Consider the following 21,070-nt stretch of genomic DNA (forward strand, 5'->3'; position numbering starts at 1 on the left):
GGCTCCCGAGCGCGACGTCACCCAGAGAGGTAGTCAGATGTCACGATCCCTCCGCCGGCACAGACGGGCGGCGGCCTCGACGGCCGGCGCCGCGCTGCTGTCGCTCCTCGCTCTCGCCGCAGTCCAGCCCGCGGGCGCGGCCCCCGCAGCCGAGGGGACGCCCCGCGCGAGCACGACGGTGAGCACCGCGACCGCCGCGCCGCGCGTGGCCGTCAGCTCCGAGTACGCCGAGCGCTTCCTCGAGATGTACGACGAGATCCACGACCCCGCGAACGGCTACTTCAGCCCGCAGGGCATCCCGTACCACTCGGTCGAGACCCTCATCGTCGAGGCCCCCGACCACGGCCACGAGACCACGTCCGAGGCGTACAGCTTCTGGCTCTGGCTCGAGGCGGCCTACGGCCGTGCCACCGCGGACTGGACGAGCTTCAACGACGCCTGGGCGACGATGGAGACGTACATGATCCCGCAGCACGAGGACCAGCCGACCAACTCGTTCTACAACCCGCAGAGTCCCGCGACCTACGCGGCCGAGCACGACCACCCGAGCAAGTACCCGGCCGCCCTGAACAGCGGCGTGAGGTCCGGCGTCGACCCGCTCGCGAACGAGCTCAAGGCGACCTACGGGACCTCCGACGTGTACGGCATGCACTGGCTCGCGGACGTCGACAACACCTACGGGTTCGGCGCGGCGCCCGGCGCGGGCTGCCTCCTGGGGCCCGACAGCGAGGGCACGTCGTACATCAACACGTTCCAGCGCGGGACGCAGGAGTCGGTCTGGGAGACCGTGCCGCAGCCGTCGTGCGAGGACTTCTCGTTCGGCGGGACCAACGGCTTCCTCGACCTGTTCACCGGGGACTCGAGCTACGCCAAGCAGTGGAAGTACACCAACGCGTCCGACGCCGACGCGCGTGCGGTCGAGGCCGCCTACTGGGCACACACCTGGGCGACCGAGCAGGGGCAGCCGGAGGCGGTGGCGGCGACCGTGGCCAAGGCCGCGAAGATGGGCGACTACCTGCGCTACGCGATGTTCGACAAGTACTTCAAGCAGCCGGGCTGCACGTCCCCGAGCTGCCCGGCCGGGACGGGCAAGAACTCTGCGCACTACCTGATGTCCTGGTACTACGCGTGGGGCGGGGCGCTCGACCCGGCCGCCGGGTGGGCATGGCGCATCGGGTCCAGCCACGCGCACTTCGGCTACCAGAACCCGATGGCCGCGTGGGCGCTGTCCACGTCGCCGGCCCTCGAGCCGCAGTCGCCGACCGCCGTCGACGACTGGTCCACGAGCCTCGAGCGTCAGCTCGAGTTCTACCAGTGGCTCCAGTCCGACGAGGGCGGGATCGCGGGCGGGGCGACCAACAGCTGGGGCGGTGCCTACGGCACGCCGCCGGCGGGCACGCCGACCTTCTACGGCATGGCCTACCAGGAGGCGCCCGTCTACAGCGACCCGCCCTCGAACCAGTGGTTCGGCATGCAGGTCTGGTCCATGGAGCGTGTCGCGCAGCTCTACTACGAGTCGGGGGACGCGCAGGCCAAGGCGCTGCTCGACAGGTGGGTCCCGTGGGCGATCGCGAACACGCAGGCGACGGGCGGCGCCGACTGGGCCGTGCCCTCGACCCTGCGCTGGACCGGCGCGCCCGACGCGTGGGACGCCGCGAACCCGGGCGACAACTCCGGCCTGCACGTCGAGGTGATCTCGCACGGCCAGGACGTCGGCGTCGCCGCGGCGCTCGCCGGGACGCTGATCCACTACGCCGCAGCGGCGCACGACGACGAGGCCCAGGCCGTCGCCAAGTCCCTGCTCGACTCGATCTGGGAGCACAACCGCGACGACAAGGGCGTCTCGGCGGTCGAGGTGCGCGAGGACTACAAGCGCTTCGACGACGTGCTGACCACGACGACCGGAGACGGCGTCTACGTCCCGTCCGGGTGGCAGGGCACCATGCCCAACGGCGACGAGATCGAGCCCGGCGTGAGCTTCCTCGACCTGCGCAGCTTCTACCGCGACGACCCGGACTGGCCCAAGGTCCAGGCCTACCTCGACGGGGGAGAGGCGCCCGCGTTCCGGTACCACCGCTTCTGGGCGCAGTCCGCGGTGGCTGTGGCGCTCGCGAACTACGACCGGTTCTTCGGCGAGCCTGCCGGTGAGGACACCACGGCGCCGACCGTGCCGACGGCGCTCGCCGTCGCGTCGACGACCTCGTCGAGCGCGACCCTCACGTGGACCTCGTCGACCGACGACGTGCGTGTCACGGGGTACGACGTCCTGCGCGACGGTGTCGTGGTCGGGACCGCGACCGGGACGATCTTCACCGACCCGGGCCTGGCGCCGGCGACGGCGTACGGCTACACGGTCCGGGCGCGCGACGCGGCGGGCAACCTGTCCGCGCCGTCGAGCCCCGTGACGGCCACGACCCGGCCTCCGACCGCCGACACGACCCCGCCCTCCGTCCCTGCGGGGCTGCGAGCCGGGACCGTGACGACGACGTCCGTGCCGCTCACCTGGGACGCGTCGAGCGACGCGGTCGGCGTCACGGGGTACGACGTCTACCAGGGCACGGTCAAGGTCGCGACGGTCGCGGGCACGAGCCATACCGTCACGGGCCTGGCGCCCGCGACCGGGTACTCGTTCAGCGTCGCGGCGCGCGACGCCGCGGGGAACGTCTCGGCGCGCTCCACGGCCGTCTCGGCGACCACAGCACCCGTGCCGACCGGGGCGTGCACGGCGGCCTACCGTACGACCGGCTCGTGGTCGGGAGGCTTCCAGGGCGAGGTCACCGTGACCGCGGGCAACGCCCCCGTCACGGGGTGGACCGTGCGCTGGGACCTCGCCCCGGCCGCGGTCAGCCAGCTCTGGGGTGCCTCGCACACCGTGTCCGGCACGGTCGTCACGGCGAGCAACCTCTCGTGGAACGGCAGTCTCGCAGCCGGGGGCTCGACGTCGTTCGGGTTCATCGGCACGGGCACCCCGCCGACGAGTGCGTCGGTCACGTGCGCCGCGCCGTGACCTGACGGTCGGTCGTGGCGCTCGTCCCGTGCGCCACCCGCGAGCAAGGACGAGGGCCCGACGGCGCGTACCGCGGTCGGGCCCTCGTCGTGCCCCTGCGCTCCCGCCGCCTGACCGGCGGGGCGCCCGGCTCAGCCCTTGACCGTGAACTCGCCCACGAGCAGGACCTCGTCGCGCGACGACGGGCCGACCAGCAGCTCGAACGCCCCGGGCTCGACGACGCGACGCCCCTGGGCGTCGACGAGCGTGCAGTCCGCCACGGCGACCTCGAGGTCGACCACCTGGGACTCGCCCGGTGCCAGGTCGACCTGACGGTAGGCCTTGAGCTCCTTCTCGGCCCACGTGACCGAGGTGACCGTGTCCCGGACGTAGACCTGGACGGTCTCGCGCGCGGGCCGGGTCCCGGTGTTGCTCACCGTGACCTGCGCCCGGACGGTGTCCTCGAGCCCGACCACGGCGTCGAGGACCGAGAGGTCCGCGTACTCGACCGTGGTGTAGCTCAGGCCCTCGCCGAACGCGAAGGGCGGGCGCTGCGTGAGGTCGGCGTAGCGCGTGCCGTGCTGGCCCGGGAGCTGGTTGTAGAAGACGGGCAGCTGCCCGACGTGCTCCGCGAACGACAGGGGCAGGCGGCCCGAGGGCTCGATCAGCCCCAGGACGAGCTCGGCGACCGCTCGCCCGCCGCGCATGCCGGGGTTCGCGGCCCAGACGATCGCCGCGGCGTCCCGGGCCGAGGGCGGCAGGACGAGGGGCTTGGAGGCCACGACCACGACGACGAGCGGCGTGCCGGTCTCCGCGAGCGCGTCGAGCAGGGCGACCTGCGCGCCCACGAGGTCGAGCGTCGCGGTCGAGCGGCCCTCGCCGACCAGCTCGATGCGGTCACCCACGACCGCGACGACGAGGTCGGCGTCGCGGGCGGACGCGACGGCCTCGGCGATCATGGCCGCGTCGGGCTCGGCGGGCTGGACGACCTGGGGGCGCGGCTGCCCGTCGGGGAAGAGGTCGCCCTCGGGGTCCGGGACCAGGGTGAGGATGTCCGCGCCACGGGCGTGCGTGACCTCCCAGCCGGCGGGGACGTGGTCCCGGAAGCCGTCGAGCACGGTCTGGGTCATCTCGCGCGGGTGGCCGTCGGGCAGCCAGTCGACCTGCCCGGACGCCCCGGCCCAGTCGCCCTGCTGGGTGTGCGGGTCGTCGGCGTTGGGTCCCACGACTGCGATCCGCCGGGTCGGGGCGCCGGCGCTCGCGGCGGCCGCGCGACCGTCCGGTCCCGCGACGAGCCCGCCGTCGAGGGGGAGCGTCCCGTCGTTCGTGAGCAGCACGAGCGAGCGGCGTGCGACCTCGAGGTTGAGGTCGGCGTGCTCGGACGAGCCGACGACCTGGGCCTGGCGCTCCGGGTCGGGGCGACGAGGGTTCTCGAACAGACCGAGCTCGAACTTGAGCGCGAGGATGCGAGCGACCGCGGCATCGAGCTGAGCCTCGTCCAGCAGGCCCTGGCGCACGGCCTCCTGGGCCCCCTCGAAGAACTGGGGCGTGGTCATGACCATGTCGTTCCCGGCGCGCACCGCGGCCGCGGCCGCGTGCGTGTGGTCGGGCTGGATGTGCTGCTCCCAGACCATGCGGCCCACGTTGTCCCAGTCCGTGACGAGGGTGCCGGTGTAGCCCCACTCGCCGCGCAGCACGTCGCTGAGCAGCCACTCGTTGACCGTGATCGGCACGCCGTCCATCGACTGGTAGCCCAGCATGAAGGTCCGGCATCCCTCGCGCGCGACGCGCTCGAACGGCGGGAGGAACCAGGAACGCAGCTTGCGGCGCGAGATGTCGGCCTCGGTCGCGTCGCGCCCGCCCTGGGTCTCGGAGTAGCCCGCGAAGTGCTTGGCGGTCGCGAGGATCGCCGTCGGGTCGTCGAGCCCGTCGCCCTGGTAGCCCCGGACCATCGCGGACGCGAGCTCGCCGATGAGGAACGGGTCCTCGCCGAACGTCTCGCTCACGCGGCCCCAGCGCAGGTCGCGCGTGATGCACAGCACGGGGGAGAAGGTCCAGTGGATGCCCGTCGCGGCGACCTCGACCGCGGTGGCCCGGGCCACGCGCTCGAGGAGCTCGGCGCTCCAGGTCGCGGCCATGCCGAGCTGGGTCGGGTAGATCGTCGCGCCGTGCCAGAACGAGTGCCCGTGGATGCAGTCCTCGGCGATGAGCAGCGGGATCTGCAGGCGGCTGCGCGACGTGAGCTCGTGCGCGAGCAGCGCGTTCTCGGGGGACGTGTGCAGGATCGAGCCGACGTTCACCTCGTTCACGAGCCGCTCGACGCCGTCGGCGGCGTTGAGCTGCATCATCTGCCCGACCTTCTCCGGGAGCGTCATGCGCCGGACGAGGTCGGCGACGCGCTCGGCGACGGGCCGCGAGGGGTCCTGGTAGGGCAGGAGGTCGGACATGTGCGGGGTCCCTTCGGAGACGACGACGGTGGCGCGAACGGTGCGGTCGAATCGATCCGAGGAGGCAGTCGTCGGACGGTTCGAGAAAACCATACACTGATAGGTAAATGTCGTGACGGCCGAGGAGGGCAGCAGCGATGAGTGGTGCGCGCGTGCCGGGTGCCCGTCGAGGCTCAGGGGCGCGGAAGCCCCAGCACGTCGTACAGCAGCGTGCTCAGCGGACCCTCGAGGCGGGCCTCGTCGTCGACCATCCACTGGAGCTGTGCGCCGTCGGCCGTCGCGATGATCAGGCGCGCGATCGCGTCCGGATCCAGGTGGGACGGGAGCTTGCCGGCCTCCTGCCGCTCCACGACGTCGGCGCTGAGCGTCGCACGCAGCCCCGCGTAGCGGTGGGCCAGGACCTCGTGGGCCGGGTGCTCGCGGTCGTGGGCCGCTGCCGTGAGCGACACGAACAGCTCGACCAGACCGGGGCGCTCGGCGTTGCCCTTGACGTTCTCCGCGAGGGTGCGCGGCGCGTCGTGGTAGATGGGGCGCCCCGTCTGGTCGCGGCGCACGATCACCTGGGTGAGCAGGTCCTCGCGCGAGTCGAAGTAGTGCATGACCCCGGCGACCGTCAGGCCGCAGCGCGCCGCGACCGTCCGCAGGCTCGTGCCGCGGTACCCCTCGTCGGCGAAGACCTCGAGCGCGACGTCGAGGATCTCCTCGCGCTTGAGCCGTCCCTTTGCGTACACGCCGTCCCTCGCCACCCGACGATCCTATGCGTGACCCGCGCTGCCGACCGGTAGCGTCGGACGACCACCGAACGACCAGGAGAGACCGATGACGACCGAGCAGTACCGCACCGTCCGGGCGCGGATGAACACGGGCGAGCCCTACGTGGACTACGGCGAGGGGCTCGAGCAGCTCGAGGCCGAGCGGGTCGCGGGCAAGGAGCTCGCGTACGACTTCAACCACTCGCGCCCGAGCCAGGTCGAGGAGCGCGGGCGGATCCTGCGCGAGCTGTTCGGGACCGTCGGGGAGGGGGTCTGGGTCGAGCCGCCGCTCAGCGTGTCCTACGGCTCGCACGTCCACGTGGGGAACCACGTCTACGTCAACTTCAACCTCGTGCTGGTCGACGACGCCGACATCCACATCGGCGACCGGGTCATGTTCGCCCCCAACGTCACCGTGAGCACCGCGGGCCATCCCGTCGAGCCCGGGGCGCGCCGCGACGGGACCCAGTTCTCGCTGCCCGTGCACATCGAGGACGACGTCTGGATCGGCTCGAACGTCGTCATCCTGCCCGGGGTCACGATCGGCGCAGGCTCTGTCGTCGGCGCGGGCAGCGTCGTGACACGCGACGTCCCGCCACGCGTGGTCGCGGTCGGCTCGCCCTGCCGGGTGCTGCGCCCGGTCGACGACCAGGCCCGCGCTGCGGTCGCCGCGGGCGTGCCGGTCGACGGAGCCTGAGGGGCCCGCACCGGACGCGGGAGGGACCCGACGCCGTCGGGTCCCTCCCGCGGTCGGCGCACCTCGGCGGAGGCGGGGCGCGCACTAGAGTGGGGCGGGTGTCCTCGTCGGTCCCGCGCCCTCGCGCCCTCGTCCTCGGGCCGGTAGTCGTCGACGGGCGCCACGGGACTCCCGTCGCCCCCTCCAGCGCCCGCGCGAGAGCCCTCGTGGTCGCGCTCGTGCTCGCGCAGGGGCGGACCGTGAGCGCCACCACGCTCGTCTCCGACCTGTGGCCCGACGAGCAACCTGCCGACCCGCGCGCGGCGCTCCAGAGCCTCGTCTCCCGCACGCGCTCGGCGCTGGCCGAGGGCCTGCTCGTCTCGGGGCCCGGCGGCTACTCGCTGCCCACCGAGAGCGACCTCGACGTCGCGCGCGAGCGCACCCGTCACGCCGCGGATGCGCTCGCGGCGGGGGACCCCCACGAGGCCGTCGAGTCGGCGCGCGCCGCGCTCGAGCTGTGGCGGGGCGAGCCCGGCGACGACCTGCTCGACCTGGTCGGCGGTCCGGTCGGCGAGGAGCTCGTCGCGACGGCCGAGCACCGCCGGGCCGAGGCCGAGCAGACCCTGCTCGACGCGCTCCTCGCCGCGGGCGACCACCAAGCCGCGGTCGGGTGGGCCGAGCGGGCCGTCGAGCGCGCTCCGCTCGACGAGGACGCGCACCTGGCCCTCCTGCTCGCCTACGAGGGGACGGGGCGCGGGGCCGACGCCCTGCGCGCGTTCGGCGCCCTGCGCACCAGGCTCGCGACCGAGCTGGGGACCGACCCGCGCGCGGACCTGGTCGCGCTCAACACCCGGATCCTGCAGGCCGCGGGCTCCTCGCCCTCGCCCGCACCCCGCGCACCCCGGCGGGGGACGGCGCTCGGGCTGCGCGCCGCGCCCAACGCCCTGGTCGGCCGCGAGGCCGACGTCGTCGCGATCCTCGGCCTCCTGGCGCGGTCCCGGCTCGTCACGGTGCTCGGGCCGGGTGGGATGGGCAAGACGCGCGTGGTGCAGGAGGTCGCCCACCGGTCGGTCGGGACGACCCCGCTCGTCGCGGTCGTCGAGCTCGCGAGCGTGCGCACGGGCGAGGACATCGGCCTCGCCCTCACGTCGGCGCTCGAGATCCGGGACACGCGCGGCCTGCGGCTCGGCGACCAGGTCGCGCGCACCGAGGTCCACGAGCTCGTCGCCGACCGCCTCGGGGAGACCGAGACCCTGCTCGTGCTCGACAACTGCGAGCACGTCGTGGAAGAGGCCGCCCGATGGGCTGCCGAGCTGCTCGCCGTGGTCCCCGGGCTCACGATCCTCACGACCAGCCGTTCGCCCCTCCAGGTCGGTGGCGAGCAGGTGCACCCGCTCGAACCCCTCGCCACGGCCGGCTTCGTGGACGGTGGCGCGGGGCCCGCCGTCGAGCTCTTCCGCGCCCGCGCGCTCGCGGCGCGCCCCGGCGCCGACCTGCCCGACGACGTCGTCGACCGGCTCTGCACCCACCTCGACGGTCTGCCGCTCGCGATCGAGCTCGCGGCGGCGCGCGTGCGCACGCTCTCGGTGCAGGAGATCGAGCGCCGGCTCGACGCCCGCTTCGCCCTGCTCACCACGGGCGACCGGGGCGCCCCCGCCCGCCACCGGACTCTGCACGCCGTCATCGACTGGAGCTGGAACCTCCTCACCGCCCCCCAGCAGGAGCTGCTGCGCCGCCTGTCCCTGCTGCCCGACGGCTTCGGTGCGCAGACCGCGCAGGAGGCCTCCGCCGTCGGGCTCGACGACGTCGAGGCGCTCGTCAACCAGTCCCTCCTGACCGTGACCGACGAGCCCCTGTGCCACACCGCGCGCTACCGCATGCTCGAGACCGTGCGCGAGTTCGGCGCGCTCGCGCTCGACGAGGCCGGGGAGCGCGAGACCGCCCAGGAGGCGACCTACCGGTGGGCCGTCGACCTCGCGCGCCGCGAGGTCGCCCGCCTCGAAGGACCCACGCAGGTCCCGGCGATGCTCGCGCTGCGCGTCGAGCAGGAGAACCTCCTGCACGTGCTGCGCACGGCGCTCGCGGCCGACCGGGCCGACGTGGTCCTGCCCGTCTTCCATGCGCTCGGCCTGCACTGGTCCCTGCGCGGGGCCCACACCGAGGTCGTCGGGCTCGGCCGCGACGTGCTGCGCGTCGTCGCGGGCTGGCAGGGTCGGGCCGTGCGGGGCGCACCGGACGCTCCCGCCGAGCAGCTCACGCGCGAGGCGGGCATCGTGCTCTTCCTGCTCACGGCCTCGACGCCCAACGGCGACCCGGCGACCGGCGTCCGAGCAGCGGCCCGGCTGCGCCGGCTCCACCGCGCTGCCGACATCGGCTCGCGCGCCGCCGCGCTCACGGACCTCCTGGCCGACGCGGGCGACCCGCTCGGCATGGGACCGCGGCTCGCCGAGCTCCACGGGTCGCCCGACCCGTTCGTCGCGCTCGTGACCCACCTGCTCAGCGCCCAGCTCTCCGAGAACGCCGGACGCCTCGACGAGGCGATCGCGCAGGTCACCGTCGCGCACGGGTTCGCGACCCGCGCCCAGGACACGTGGGGAGCAGCGACGTCGGCCCTCTTCCGCGCCCAGCTCGCGAGCGAGCAGGGCGACGCCGCCCAGGCGCTCGAGTGGGTCGCCCGTGCCCGCGAGGGGCTCGGCCGGCTGCACGCGGACGAGGACCTGCGCCAGCTCGACTGGCTCGAGGCGACGAACCTCGTCCTCGTCGGGCGCATCGCCGAGGCCGAGCCGCTGTTCACCTCGCTCGTCGAGACCGACGACGATCCCGTGCCGTCCGGGCTGGGTGGGACCGCGCACGAGCTGCGCTCGATCGGGCATGCCGGCCTGGCCGAGATCGCCGCTGCGCGCGGCGACCACGCGCGTGCCCTGGCCGAGCTCGAGGCGGCCAACGCGTCGGTCGGGAGCGGGCCTCCGCGGCGCTCGCCCTGGTACACGATGTTCGCCGCGGGGTGGCTGTCCACGATCGTGCTGCCCGCCCCCGGGACGACCGGGCCGTGGGACCCGGACCCGCTGCCCGTTCCCCAGGCCGAGCGGCTGGCCCGCGAGATCCGCGTGCGCATGATCGCCGGGCACCGCGCCGCTCCCGGGATGGTCGACTACCCCGTCCTCGGGACGGCGGCGCTCGCCCTCGGGGCGTACCTGTGGTCGTCGCCCGGGCTCGGCCGGGTCGACGACGGGCTCGTCCTGCTCCAGCTCGCGCAGCGCATGGGAGCCCGGCAGGACGTGCCCTCGCTCCGCACGCCGGACCACGTCGCGTGGGCGCGCACCCTGCACGGTGACGCGCGCGTGGACGAGGTGCGCGACGCCGTCGGGCGGCTGGCGCACGACGACCTGCCCGGCCGGGTCATGGAGATCCTGCGCACCGGCCCCTGGACCCGACCCACGGCATGACGACGGGCGGTGCCCCGGCGGGATCCGCCGGGGCACCGCCCGTCCGTGGTGGGGCGCGACGCTCAGGCCTTGCGCATGTACGCCCGTACCGTGAGCGGCGCGAAGACCGCGACGATGACCGCGGCGCCGAGCAGCGAGATCACGGCGTCCGCACCGAGCACGCCGTTGTTCGTCAGCTCCCGGACCGCCGTGACCAGGTGCGAGACCGGGTTGAGGTTGACGAAGCCCTGGAGCCAGCCCGGCATGGTCTCGGGCTGGACGAACGCGTTCGAGAGGAACGTGAGCGGGAACAGGACGATCATCGAGATCCCCTGGACGCTCGACGCGGTGCGTGCGACCACCCCGAAGAACGCGAAGATCCAGCTCACGGCCCACGAGCACACGATCACGAGCAGGGCCGCCAGGACGACCGACCCCAGGCCGCCCGCCGGGCGGTAGCCCATGACGTAGCCCATCGCGAACGTGAGCGTCGTCGCGATGCCGTACCGGACCGTGTCCGCGAGCAGCGCCCCCGAAAGCGGCGCGATGCGCGCGATCGGCAGCGAGCGGAAGCGGTCGAACACGCCCTTGTCCATGTCCTCGCGGAGCTGGACGCCCGTGACGACCGACGTCGTGATGACGGTCTGGACGAGGATGCCCGGGATGATCGTGGGCAGGTAGCTCACGACGTCGCCCGCGATCGCGCCGCCGAAGATGTACGTGAACATCAGCGTGAACAGGATGGGCTGGAGCGTCACGTCGACGAGCTGCTCGGGCGTCCGACGGATCTTGAGGATGCCGCGGTACGCCATGGTGAACGTGTTGCGGACCGTCTGCCCGAGGCTCGTGCGGTTCGTCAGGTCGCGGTCGGTCGCGGCCTGGATCTGCTCCCGGGGAGCGGTGAGGGTCGTGGTCATCGCAGTGCCGCCTCTCGCGTGGTGCCGGTGGTCGGTACGGGCGCGCCGCCCGTGGGGCTCGGGGTGGCGTCCGCGCCCGGCTCCTCGGTCGCGACGCCGTGACCCGTGAGGGTCAGGAAGACCTCGTCGAGACTCGGCTTGTCCATGCTGATCGAGTCGACGCCGATGCGGGCCTCGCGCAGCCGGACCAGCAGGTCCGTGACCTCGTCGGGACCCGTCACCGGCACCGTGATGCGTCGGGCCTCGGGGGACGTCGTCGCGGGCACGCCGAACGTGGCCTCGACGATGTCGAGGGCCGACCCCAGGTCCGCGGCCGCGACCAGCCCGAGCTGGAGCGACTGGTTCCCGACCGCGTCCTTGAGCTCGTCGGCCGTGCCCTCCGCGACGACGCGCCCGCGGTCGATGACCGCGATCCGGTCGGCCAGCTGGTCGGCCTCGTCGAGGTACTGGGTCGTGAGCACGACCGTCGACCCCGTCGCGACGAGCTCACGGATCGTGTCCCACATCTGGGCGCGCGTGCGCGGGTCCAGGCCCGTGGTCGGCTCGTCGAGGAAGATCAGGGGAGGCTGGGCGATGAGGCTCGCCGCGAGGTCCAGACGGCGGCGCATGCCGCCGGAGAAGTTCTTGAGCGGACGCGTCGCGGCCTCGGTCAGGCCGAAGGTCTCGAGCAGGTCGGCGGCCTTGCGTCGCGACTCGGCGCGCCCGAGGCCGAGCAGGCGCGAGAAGATCACGAGGTTCTCGGTCGCGCTGAGCGTCTCGTCGACCGAGGCGTACTGGCCCGTGACGCCGATGAGCTGGCGCACGACCTGCGCCTCGCGGACGACGTCGTGCCCGAAGACCCGGGCCTCGCCGGCGTCGGGGCGCAGGAGCGTGGCGAGCATGCTGATGGTGGTGGTCTTGCCGGCGCCGTTGGGGCCGAGCACGCCGTACACCGAGCCGGTGCGGATGCTCAGGTCGACGCCGTCGACCGCCCGGTTGTCGCCGAACGTCTTGACGAGGCCGTGTGCCTCGACCGCCCATTCGTGGGTCATGGATTCCTCCTGGTTGCTGGTGGGTCCAGCCTCCGGGAGGGGCCTGTCACGCCGGTGTCACGGCCCTGTCATGCCGCTGCCGCGGGAGTCGGGGGGAGTGAGGGGAGCGAGAGAGGGCCGTCGTTCCCGCAGGAACGACGGCCCTCTTCGGTCCTGCCGCCCAGGCGCGACGGCGGGCGGCGGCGACAGGCGGTGAGCGTCAGGCGCGGACGCGGAACGTGAGCAGCGTCCAGGTGAGCGACGTGATGAGGAGCCCGGCGCCCAGCATGTGCGCGGCGACCAGGATCTCGGGCAGTCCCGTGAAGTACTGGACGTAGCCGATCAGCCCCTGGAGGAGCGTCACCCCGACGAGCACGACGACGGCCTTGCGGGCCCGGGCAGGGGCGGTGGCCTGACGCAGGACCATGACCGTCAGCACGACCAGCACGACGAGGAAGAGCCACACCGAGGCCGCGTGCGCCTTGCTGATGAGCGCCGGGTCGAGGGAGAAGCGGTAGGCCACCTCGTCGTCGCCCCCGTGCGGGCCCGAGCCCGTCGCCAGGACGCCCAGGACCAGCAGCGGGACGGCCAGGACGGCCAGGACCCGGCCGACCAGCGTGGTCCGCCGGTCCACGGCGGCCGTGGGCTGCCCGTCGCCCTCGCCGGAGCGGTACAGCAGGTACGCCGAGACCGCCACGAGCGCGGCGGAGACGAGGAAGTGGACGCCGACCACGGCAGGGTGCAGGTGCAGGAGGACCGTGACGCCGCCGATGAGGGCCTGCAGGGCCACCCCGATGAGGGGGAGCGAGCTCGCCCGCCGGAACGACGTGGAACGCGTCGTGTCCGTCCAGAGGAGCACCAGGACCGCGAGCGCGATGATCCCGACGACCCCCGTGAGCGTGCGGTTGCCGAACTCGATCAGGGGGTGGATGGACATCGCCGAGTGGAACTCGGGCGTGAAGCTCCCGGGCTCGCACAGCGGCCACGTCGAGCAGCCGAGGCCGGACCCGGTCAGACGCACCGCGCCGCCCGTGACGATGATGCCGATCTGGCCGACGAGGTTCGCGACGAGGACCGGTCGGGTCCAGCGGCGGAAGCGGTCGACCTTCGCGTACCAGGCGGGCGAGGTGGGTACCGGGGCGAGTTCTGCGCTGCTCACCGTCCAAAGGTAGCCGCGGGGGCAGTGCGGCCCTCAATCGCCGAGGCCCCGCGCGGGTGTGAGATTGGCCCGCAGGAGACCGCCGGAAGGGAACCGTGACGGGACAGCGCGTCGATCCCGACGAATCGTGGTCGTTTCGATACCCTCACGGGACCTTTCGCCACATTTCAGGGGGTTTTCGTGACCGTTTCCCGACCTGCTCGCCGCATCCAGAGGATGGGAGCGCTCGCGGTCGCCCTGCTGGTGCTGGCCGGCTGCACGCCAGGAGCGGACCCGCAGGAGACCCCGGCCGTGGGTGAGGCTTCGCCTGCCTCGGGAGGGACCGGGACGACCGACGAGGCGGTGGGCGGTGACGCGGCTCCCGGGCAGACGGTCGGCGAGGAGTCCGGGACGGAGGCCGGTGCCGGGGCGGGGACGGCCGGAGCCTTCGACCGGACCGCGACCCTGGTCGTCCGCCCCGAGGGCTTCACCTCGGCGAGCGCCTTCCCGTCACGCGCCGGCTGGACGACGCTCGGATCGACCGGCAGGTGCACCGTGTCCAGCACCGCGACGAGCGTGCCCGACGAGGACCAGGTCGCTGCGGAGCGGGACATCTCCCTCGTCGCGCTCGCCGACCTCCTGGCCGGCGAGCAACGGGCGAGCGACCCGTCGAGCGTCTCCGAGGTCCTCGTGGCCGACGGCAGGCCGGGCACGCCCCGCGGGACGAACGCGCTCGTGCAGGAGTGGACCGTCGAGCGTGCGGGCACCGTGGTGCGGAGCCGCGTCCTGGTCCGCTCGGTGTGGGCTCGTCTCTACTCGGGCGAGGGCCTGCGCGAGTCCTCGCTCGTGGCCTTCGAGTGCACCGGGACCGCGATCGACGAGGCGGCCTGGGGAGCGGCGCTGGCACAGGTGCGTCTGCCCGTCGCCGGCGGGGAGGCGGCAGGCGCGTGGCGGGACGAGTGACGCGGGACCGTCGCACGGCGGGCTGACGGTCGGGGCGCTCACGGCGCCGGGGGACGGGCTCAGTGCCAGCGGAACAGCTTGCCCGCTCCCCACCCGAGCGCCGCGGTCCACCCGAGCAGCACGACCACGGAGAACGCAGGGACCTCGCCGAGGAGCAGCGCGCCGCGCATGGCCTCGCCCAGCGCGCCGGAGGGCAGCAGCAGCGCGACCTGCTCGAGCGCCCCGGGGAGCTGCGCGGCCGGGACCAGCACGCCTCCCGCGACGGTCAGCAGGACCAGCAGCAGGTTCGCGACCGCGAGCACGCCCTCGGCGCGCAGCGTCCCCGCGAGGAGGAGCGCGAGGCTCGTGAACGCCGCGGTGCCGAGCAGCACCGCGAGCAGGGCCGGCAGGATGCCGGCCGGGTCCGGGGACCATCCGAGCGCGAGCGCGACCCCACCGAGCACGACGACCTGGACGACCTCGACCGCGAGCACCCCGAGGATCTTGCCCGCGAGCAGCCCGCCCCGGCCCAGCGGCGTCGTGGACAGCAGGCGCAGGACGCCGTTGCGCCGGTCGAAGGCCGTCGCGATGGCCTGCGAGGTGAAGGCCGTGGACATGACGGCGAGGGCCAGGACGCCGGGCGTCACGAAGTCGATGCGCGAGTAGCCCTGCGTGTCGAGGTCGATGAAGGTCGTGCGGGCCAGGCCCACGAGCAGCATCACGGGCAGGATGATCGTCACGAGCAGCTGCTCGCCGTTGCGCAGGATCATGCGCGTCTCGAACGCCGTCTGCGACGCGACCCGCCGCCACGCCGGGGCGGCGCCGTCCGCGAGGGCTGCCCCGTCGGTCGGGGCGGGCCGCTCGGCGACCGGGCCGGTCGTCGTCTGGTCGGTCATCGGAGCTCTCGTCCTGTCAGGTCGAGGAAGACGTCCTCGAGGGTGCGGCGGCCGATCGTGATGCGCGAGGCGAGCGCGCTCTCGTCCGCGAGCCAGGCGGTCACGACCGCGACGGTCGACGGGTCGACCGGCCCGGTCACGCTGTACGAGCCGGGCTGCGTCTCGGTCACGGTCCACGCGGAGGTGGGCGACGTCGTCGGGCCTGCCTCGACGCGCCGGGCCAGCGCCTCCACGTCCAGTCCCGCGCGCGCCTCGAGGCGCAGCGTGCGGTTCCCGTCCGCGGACGGGCCCGCGTGCAGCAGGTCGGCCGTCGCGCCCGAGGCGATGACCTGCCCGTGGTCCACGACGTAGACGTGGTCCGCGAGGTCCTCGGCCTCGTCCATGAGGTGGGTCGTCAGGACGATCCCGACGCCGTCCGCGCGCAGCTCGCGCACGAGCTCCCACACCGCGTGCCGGCTCTGGGGGTCCATGCCCGCGCTCGGCTCGTCGAGGAACACGACCTCGGGGCGGCCGACGATCGCCGCGGCGAGCGCGAGGCGCTGCCGCTGACCGCCCGACAGGCGTCGGACCGTGGTCCGGGCGAAGCTCGCGAGGCCCAGGCGCTCCGTGATCTCCGCCACGTCGCGAGGGTTCGCGTACATCGACGCGACGTGGTGCAGCATCTCGAGCGCGCGCACGCCCGTGGGCAGACCGCCGTCCTGGAGCATGACCCCGACGCGCGGGCGCAGGTCGCGTGCGCTCAGCAGGGGGTCGAGCCCGAGCACCCGCACGGTGCCCGCGTCCGGGGCACGCAGCCCTTCGCAGCACTCGATCGTGGTGGTCTTGCCGGCCCCGTTGGGGCCGAGGACGGCGGTCACGGCGCCTCGTGAGGCGGTCAGGCTCAGGTGGTCGACGACCGCCCGGCCGTCATAACGCTTGACCACGTCCTGGAGGACGACGGCGGGGGAGTCGGGCACGGTGGCGATTGTAGGGGAGCCGCCTGGGGCCCGCTGTGAGGTACGCCTTGCTTGCGTCGGACCATTTAGCGCATGAGACTGTTACCTATATCGACCTGTCCCCGGGGCTCTTGCGCGCCCGCGGGGCAGGCGAGGCGGATCCCAGCAGGCCGGACGACGTGGAGGTGAGGCATGACGCACGGTGCACGCACCTCGGGTGCAGCCCCCCGCTCGCTGCCTGCCGTCGCGCTCGGCAGTGACGCATCCCACGTCGCCCTCGACGGTGACGGGACCACGCGCGAGCGCGTCCTGTCCCTCATCGTGACCGACGGGCCCGTGAGCGCCGCCTCGCTCGCGACGGACCTGGGCCTCACACCCGCGGGCGTCCGCCGCCACCTCGCGCAGCTCGAGACCGACGGCCTCATCTCGGTCCACGACTCGGGCGCCACCACGGGCATGCGCGGACGCCCCGCACGGCACTACGTCGCGACGAACCGGGGCCAGTCCGAGCTCTCGGGGGCCTACCCCGACCTCGCGACCCAGGCCCTGCGCTTCCTGCGCGACGTCGCGGGCGAGGACGCGGTCGAGGACTTCGCGCGCCGTCGCCTCGAGGAGCTCACGGACCGCTACGCGCCCCGCATCACGGCCGACGACGTCGCGGGCCGCGCCGAGCAGCTCGCCGCGGTCCTCGCCGAGGACGGGTTCGCGGCGAGCGTGCGCCCCGTCGCCGGGACCGCGACCGTCCAGCTCTGCCAGGGGCACTGCCCGGTCCAGCACGTGGCCGAGGAGTTCCCCCAGCTCTGCGACGCCGAGGCCCAGGTCTTCTCCCAGCTCCTCGGCTCGCACGTCCAGCGGCTCGCGACCCTCGCGGGCGGCGGGCACGCGTGCACCACCAACGTCCCCGTGCTCCCCGCGGTGACCCGCGCACCCGAGGCGAGCGACGCCGTCGGGCACGAGACCACCGGACGTCGCGCCACCGCGCGCGGACCGCGCGCCCCGGCGCACCCCCCAGCACGACACCCCGAACCGACAGGTTCATCGACCACCGCCCCACCGCCCCCCTCCGTCGTCGACGGAACGTGGAAGGAATGACATGAGCGCTCCCACCCAGGACACCGCTGGCGTGTCCCAGAGCACCGGCCAGTCCGACGAGGAGATCATCGCCTCGATCGGCTCCTACGGCTACGGCTGGCACGACAAGGACGACGCCGGTGCCACTGCGCAGCGTGGCCTCTCCGAGGCGGTCGTGCGCAACATCTCGGCGCTCAAGAGCGAGCCCGAGTGGATGCTGAACTACCGGCTCAAGGCCCTGCGCCTGTTCGACAAGAAGCCCATGCCCAACTGGGGCAGCGACCTGTCGGGCATCGACTTCGACAACATCAAGTACTTCGTGCGGTCCACCGAGAAGCAGGCCACCTCGTGGGACGACCTGCCCGAGGACATCAAGGACACCTACGACAAGCTCGGCATCCCCGAGGCGGAGAAGCAGCGCCTCGTCGCGGGCGTCGCGGCCCAGTACGAGTCCGAGGTCGTCTACCACCAGATCAACGAGGAGCTCGAGAAGCAGGGCGTCATCTTCCTCGACACCGACACCGCGCTGCGCGAGCACCCCGAGCTCTTCCAGGAGTACTTCGGCACCGTCATCCCCTCGGGTGACAACAAGTTCGCCGCGCTCAACTCGGCCGTGTGGTCCGGCGGCTCGTTCGTCTACGTCCCCCCGGGCGTCCACGTCGAGATCCCGCTGCAGGCCTACTTCCGCATCAACACGGAGAACATGGGCCAGTTCGAGCGCACGCTGATCATCGCGGACGAGGGCTCGTACGTGCACTACGTCGAGGGCTGCACCGCCCCGATCTACTCGAGCGACTCGCTGCACTCCGCGGTCGTCGAGATCATCGTCAAGAAGAACGCCCGCGTGCGGTACACGACCATCCAGAACTGGTCGAACAACGTGTACAACCTCGTCACCAAGCGTGCGACGGCGGCCGAGGGCGCGACCATGGAGTGGGTCGACGGCAACATCGGCTCCAAGGTCACCATGAAGTACCCCGCGATCTACCTGCTCGGCGAGCACGCCAAGGGCGAGACGCTGTCGATCGCGTTCGCGGGCGAGGGCCAGCACCAGGACGCGGGCGCCAAGATGGTGCACGCGGCCCCGCACACGTCCTCCTCGATCGTCTCGAAGTCCGTGGCGCGCGGCGGTGGACGCACGTCCTACCGCGGCCTCGTCCAGGTCCTCGAGGGAGCGGAGCACTCCGCCTCCACCGTTCTGTGCGACGCGCTGCTCGTCGACCAGATCTCCCGGTCCGACACCTACCCGTACGTCGACGTCCGCGAGGACGACGTCTCGATGGGTCACGAGGCGACCGTGTCGCGCGTGAGCGAGGACCAGTTGTTCTACCTCATGTCCCGAGGCATGGCAGAGACCGAGGCCATGGCCATGATCGTGCGCGGGTTCGTCGAGCCCATCGCGCGCGAGCTACCCATGGAGTACGCGCTCGAGCTCAACCGCCTCATCGAACTGCAGATGGAAGGGTCCGTCGGCTAAATGACTACTACTGCGAGCACCACAGAGACCGAGCCGATCGGCCTGAGCACGGACCACACGCAGGCCGTCCAGGACGGCGCTCACTCGCACGGGGTCGGCGGCACGCCGCAGGGATCCCGCGCCGAGCGCATCACCTCGTTCGACCCGACCGTCATCACCGTGCCCACGGGGCGCGAGGAGGAGTGGCGCTTCTCGCCGGTCCCGCGCCTCGCCCCGCTGTTCGCGGCCGAGCTCGGCAGCGCCGGCGTGCGCACGACCGTGGTCGACGCCCCCGAGGTCACGGTCGAGATCGTCGGCCGGGACGACGAGCGGCTCGGCCGCGCGGGCGTCCCCGGCGACCGCACCGCCGTGACCGCGTGGAACGCGTTCGCCGAGGCGACCGTCGTGACGATCCCGGCCGAGGCCGTGGCCAGCGAGGTCACGTCCGTGCGCATCGAGGGCCTGTCCGACGAGCCCACCGCGACGCACCTGCTGATCCAGGCCGAGCGTCACAGCGAGTCCGTCGTGGTCATCGACCACGTGGGCTCCGCGACGCTCACCGAGACGGTCGAGATCGTCGTCGAGGACGGCGCGCACCTCACGGTCGTGTCGGTCCAGGACTGGAGCGCGGGCGCCGTGCACGCGAGCTCGCACCGCGCCCGCATCGGCCGCGACGCCAAGCTCAAGCACGTCGTCGTGACGTTCGGCGGCGACGTCGTGCGCGTGACCCCGGACGCCGAGTTCACCGGCACCGGTGGCGAGGTCGAGATGGTCGGCCTGTACTTCGCGGACGCCGACCAGCACCAGGAGCACCGTCTCTTCGTCGACCACGCTGTCCCGAGCTGCAAGTCGCGCGTCACCTACAAGGGCGCGCTGCAGGGCGAGGGCGCGCACACGGTCTGGGTCGGCGACGTGCTGATCCGTACCGAGGCCGAGGGCACCGACACCTACGAGCTCAACCGCAACCTCGTCCTCTCGGACGGCGCGCGGGCCGACTCGGTGCCGAACCTCGAGATCGAGACGGGCCTCATCGAGGGTGCCGGGCACGCCTCGGCGACCGGTCGCTTCGACGACGAGCAGCTCTTCTACCTGCAGGCCCGTGGCATCCCCGAGGCCGACGCCCGTCGCCTCGTGGTCCGCGGCTTCTTCGCGGAGCTCATCCAGGAGATCGGTGTCCCGTCGGTCGAGGAGCGTCTGCTCACGTCGATCGAGGCCGAGCTCGCCAAGTCGATGAGCGTCATCGAAGGCCGGTGACCGGACCCGCATGACTGCACAGCTTGCTTGCATGACCGACGACGTGGCGCCCGAGGAGGCGCTGCGCGTGGAGCTCGAGGGCGAGAAGGGTCCCGTGGAGGTCGCGGTCGTCCGCGACGGCGACGGGAACTGGCACGCCATCTCGGACATCTGCTCCCACGGCGCGGTCTCGCTGTCCGACGGCGAGGTCGAGGGCTGCTTCATCGAGTGCTGGCTGCACGGCTCGCAGTTCGACCTGCGGACCGGCATGCCGACTGCGCTGCCCGCGATGCGCCCTGTGCCCGTCTACCCGGTCACGATCGACGGCGAGCGCGTGCTCGTCGACATCGACCAGACCGTCTCCCCGTCCTGACCCCTGAACTTCTCGATATTCCGAATACTGGAGAACACCACATGTCCACTCTGGAGATCCGCGACCTGCACGTCAGCGTCGAGACCAAGGAAGGGCCGAAGCCGATCCTGCGCGGCGTCGACCTGACCATCAACAGCGGCGAGACCCACGCGATCATGGGCCCCAACGGCTCGGGCAAGTCGACCCTCGCGTACTCGATCGCCGGTCACCCCAAGTACACGATCACGAGCGGCACCGTGACGCTCGACGGCAAGGACGTCCTCGCGATGACCGTCGACGAGCGTGCCCGCGCCGGCATGTTCCTCGCCATGCAGTACCCCGTCGAGGTCCCGGGCGTGTCCGTCTCGAACTTCCTGCGCACCGCGAAGACCGCGATCGACGGCGAGGCCCCCGCGCTGCGCACGTGGGTCAAGGACGTCAAGGGCGCCATGGAGAACCTGCGCATGGACTCGTCCTTCGCCGAGCGCTCGGTCAACGAGGGCTTCTCCGGTGGTGAGAAGAAGCGCCACGAGATCCTGCAGATGGAGCTCCTCAAGCCGAGCATCGCGATCCTCGACGAGACCGACTCGGGCCTCGACGTCGACGCGCTGCGCATCGTCTCGGAGGGCGTCAACCGCGCCAAGGCGAGCACCGACGTCGGCGTGCTGCTCATCACGCACTACACGCGCATCCTGCGATACATCAAGCCGGACTTCGTGCACGTGTTCGTCGACGGCCGCATCGCCGAGGAGGGCGGCCCCGAGCTCGCCGACCGCCTCGAGAACGAGGGCTACGACCGCTTCCTGACCGGCGCGGCCACGGCCTGACCCGGCC

16 protein-coding genes are annotated in these 21,070 nt (G+C 72.8%); 9 read left to right on the forward strand and 7 right to left on the reverse strand.

The features are described from left to right. Nucleotides 1-37 precede the first annotated feature (37 nt). Complete coding sequence (locus ACIPWA_RS18635) at nt 38-3,007, forward strand: glycoside hydrolase family 48 protein (protein ID WP_400292095.1); 2,970 nt, start codon at nt 38-40, stop codon at nt 3,005-3,007. A 131-nt stretch (nt 3,008-3,138) separates the two neighbouring features. Here ACIPWA_RS18635 and ACIPWA_RS18640 read toward each other — a convergent pair whose 3' ends face one another. Together ACIPWA_RS18640 and ACIPWA_RS18645 are read right to left on the reverse strand one after the other, a co-directional pair. Continuing rightward, the gene (locus ACIPWA_RS18640; RefSeq protein WP_400292097.1) at nt 3,139-5,433 is read right to left on the reverse strand and encodes an exo-beta-d-1,3/1,6-glucosidase; all 2,295 of its coding nucleotides are present in this window, start codon (nt 5,431-5,433) and stop codon (nt 3,139-3,141) included. A 173-nt stretch (nt 5,434-5,606) separates the two neighbouring features. Continuing rightward, nucleotides 5,607-6,179, reverse strand: coding sequence for a TetR/AcrR family transcriptional regulator (locus tag ACIPWA_RS18645; RefSeq protein ID WP_400292099.1), 573 nt, complete (start codon nt 6,177-6,179; stop codon nt 5,607-5,609). Between the two features lie 73 nt (nt 6,180-6,252). Here ACIPWA_RS18645 and ACIPWA_RS18650 point away from each other — a divergent pair, with 73 nt between their 5' ends. Both ACIPWA_RS18650 and ACIPWA_RS18655 read left to right on the forward strand, forming a co-directional pair. Next, nucleotides 6,253-6,882: a sugar O-acetyltransferase gene (locus tag ACIPWA_RS18650; RefSeq protein ID WP_400292101.1), complete on the forward strand. Its 630-nt coding sequence runs from the start codon at nt 6,253-6,255 to the stop codon at nt 6,880-6,882. 98 nt (nt 6,883-6,980) lie between these two features. Continuing rightward, complete coding sequence (locus tag ACIPWA_RS18655) at nt 6,981-10,307, forward strand: ATP-binding protein (RefSeq protein ID WP_400292103.1); 3,327 nt, start codon at nt 6,981-6,983, stop codon at nt 10,305-10,307. A gap of 62 nt (nt 10,308-10,369) precedes the next feature. Here ACIPWA_RS18655 and ACIPWA_RS18660 read toward each other — a convergent pair whose 3' ends face one another. The 3 genes from ACIPWA_RS18660 to ACIPWA_RS18670 form a co-directional block, all read right to left on the reverse strand. Continuing rightward, nucleotides 10,370-11,203 carry an ABC transporter permease gene (locus ACIPWA_RS18660; protein ID WP_056647205.1) on the reverse strand — a complete coding sequence of 278 codons (834 nt, stop codon included), beginning with the start codon at nt 11,201-11,203 and terminating at the stop codon, nt 10,370-10,372. Further along, complete coding sequence (locus tag ACIPWA_RS18665; RefSeq protein ID WP_400292106.1) at nt 11,200-12,234, reverse strand: ATP-binding cassette domain-containing protein; 1,035 nt, start codon at nt 12,232-12,234, stop codon at nt 11,200-11,202. Before ACIPWA_RS18665 ends, ACIPWA_RS18660 begins: the two co-directional genes overlap by 4 nt. Nucleotides 12,235-12,433: 199 nt before the next feature. After that, a complete protein-coding gene (locus ACIPWA_RS18670; protein ID WP_068626744.1) occupies nt 12,434-13,372 on the reverse strand; it encodes a COX15/CtaA family protein in 939 nt (312 codons plus the stop codon). Nucleotides 13,373-13,552: 180 nt separating this feature from the next. Between ACIPWA_RS18670 and ACIPWA_RS18675 the strand changes: the two genes are divergently transcribed. Beyond that, a complete protein-coding gene (locus tag ACIPWA_RS18675; RefSeq protein WP_400292108.1) occupies nt 13,553-14,314 on the forward strand; it encodes a hypothetical protein in 762 nt (253 codons plus the stop codon). Between the two features lie 59 nt (nt 14,315-14,373). Here ACIPWA_RS18675 and ACIPWA_RS18680 read toward each other — a convergent pair whose 3' ends face one another. Both ACIPWA_RS18680 and ACIPWA_RS18685 read right to left on the reverse strand, forming a co-directional pair. Then, complete coding sequence (locus ACIPWA_RS18680) at nt 14,374-15,189, reverse strand: ABC transporter permease (RefSeq protein WP_056647191.1); 816 nt, start codon at nt 15,187-15,189, stop codon at nt 14,374-14,376. Then, the gene (locus ACIPWA_RS18685) at nt 15,186-16,145 is read right to left on the reverse strand and encodes an ABC transporter ATP-binding protein (RefSeq protein WP_068626747.1); all 960 of its coding nucleotides are present in this window, start codon (nt 16,143-16,145) and stop codon (nt 15,186-15,188) included. The genes ACIPWA_RS18680 and ACIPWA_RS18685 overlap by 4 nt, the downstream gene beginning before the upstream one ends. A 171-nt stretch (nt 16,146-16,316) precedes the next feature. On the opposite strand from ACIPWA_RS18685, the gene ACIPWA_RS18690 reads away from it, so the two are divergent. From ACIPWA_RS18690 to sufC, 5 genes are read left to right on the forward strand one after another with little or no spacing between them, the layout of a single operon-like run. Further along, a complete protein-coding gene (locus ACIPWA_RS18690; protein ID WP_400292111.1) occupies nt 16,317-17,216 on the forward strand; it encodes a helix-turn-helix transcriptional regulator in 900 nt (299 codons plus the stop codon). A gap of 1 nt (nt 17,217) precedes the next feature. Further along, a complete protein-coding gene (gene sufB / locus ACIPWA_RS18695; protein ID WP_056647181.1) occupies nt 17,218-18,672 on the forward strand; it encodes a Fe-S cluster assembly protein SufB in 1,455 nt (484 codons plus the stop codon). Further along, nucleotides 18,673-19,905, forward strand: coding sequence for a Fe-S cluster assembly protein SufD (gene sufD, locus ACIPWA_RS18700; RefSeq protein ID WP_056647179.1), 1,233 nt, complete (start codon nt 18,673-18,675; stop codon nt 19,903-19,905). 10 nt (nt 19,906-19,915) lie between these two features. Beyond that, nucleotides 19,916-20,257: a non-heme iron oxygenase ferredoxin subunit gene (locus ACIPWA_RS18705; RefSeq protein ID WP_056647177.1), complete on the forward strand. Its 342-nt coding sequence runs from the start codon at nt 19,916-19,918 to the stop codon at nt 20,255-20,257. A gap of 41 nt (nt 20,258-20,298) precedes the next feature. After that, nucleotides 20,299-21,063, forward strand: coding sequence for a Fe-S cluster assembly ATPase SufC (sufC, locus tag ACIPWA_RS18710; RefSeq protein ID WP_354507447.1), 765 nt, complete (start codon nt 20,299-20,301; stop codon nt 21,061-21,063). Nucleotides 21,064-21,070: the final 7 nt, after the last annotated feature.

Origin of the sequence: Oerskovia enterophila, assembly GCF_044748475.1 — a bacterium.
GTDB lineage: Bacteria > Actinomycetota > Actinomycetes > Actinomycetales > Cellulomonadaceae > Oerskovia > Oerskovia enterophila.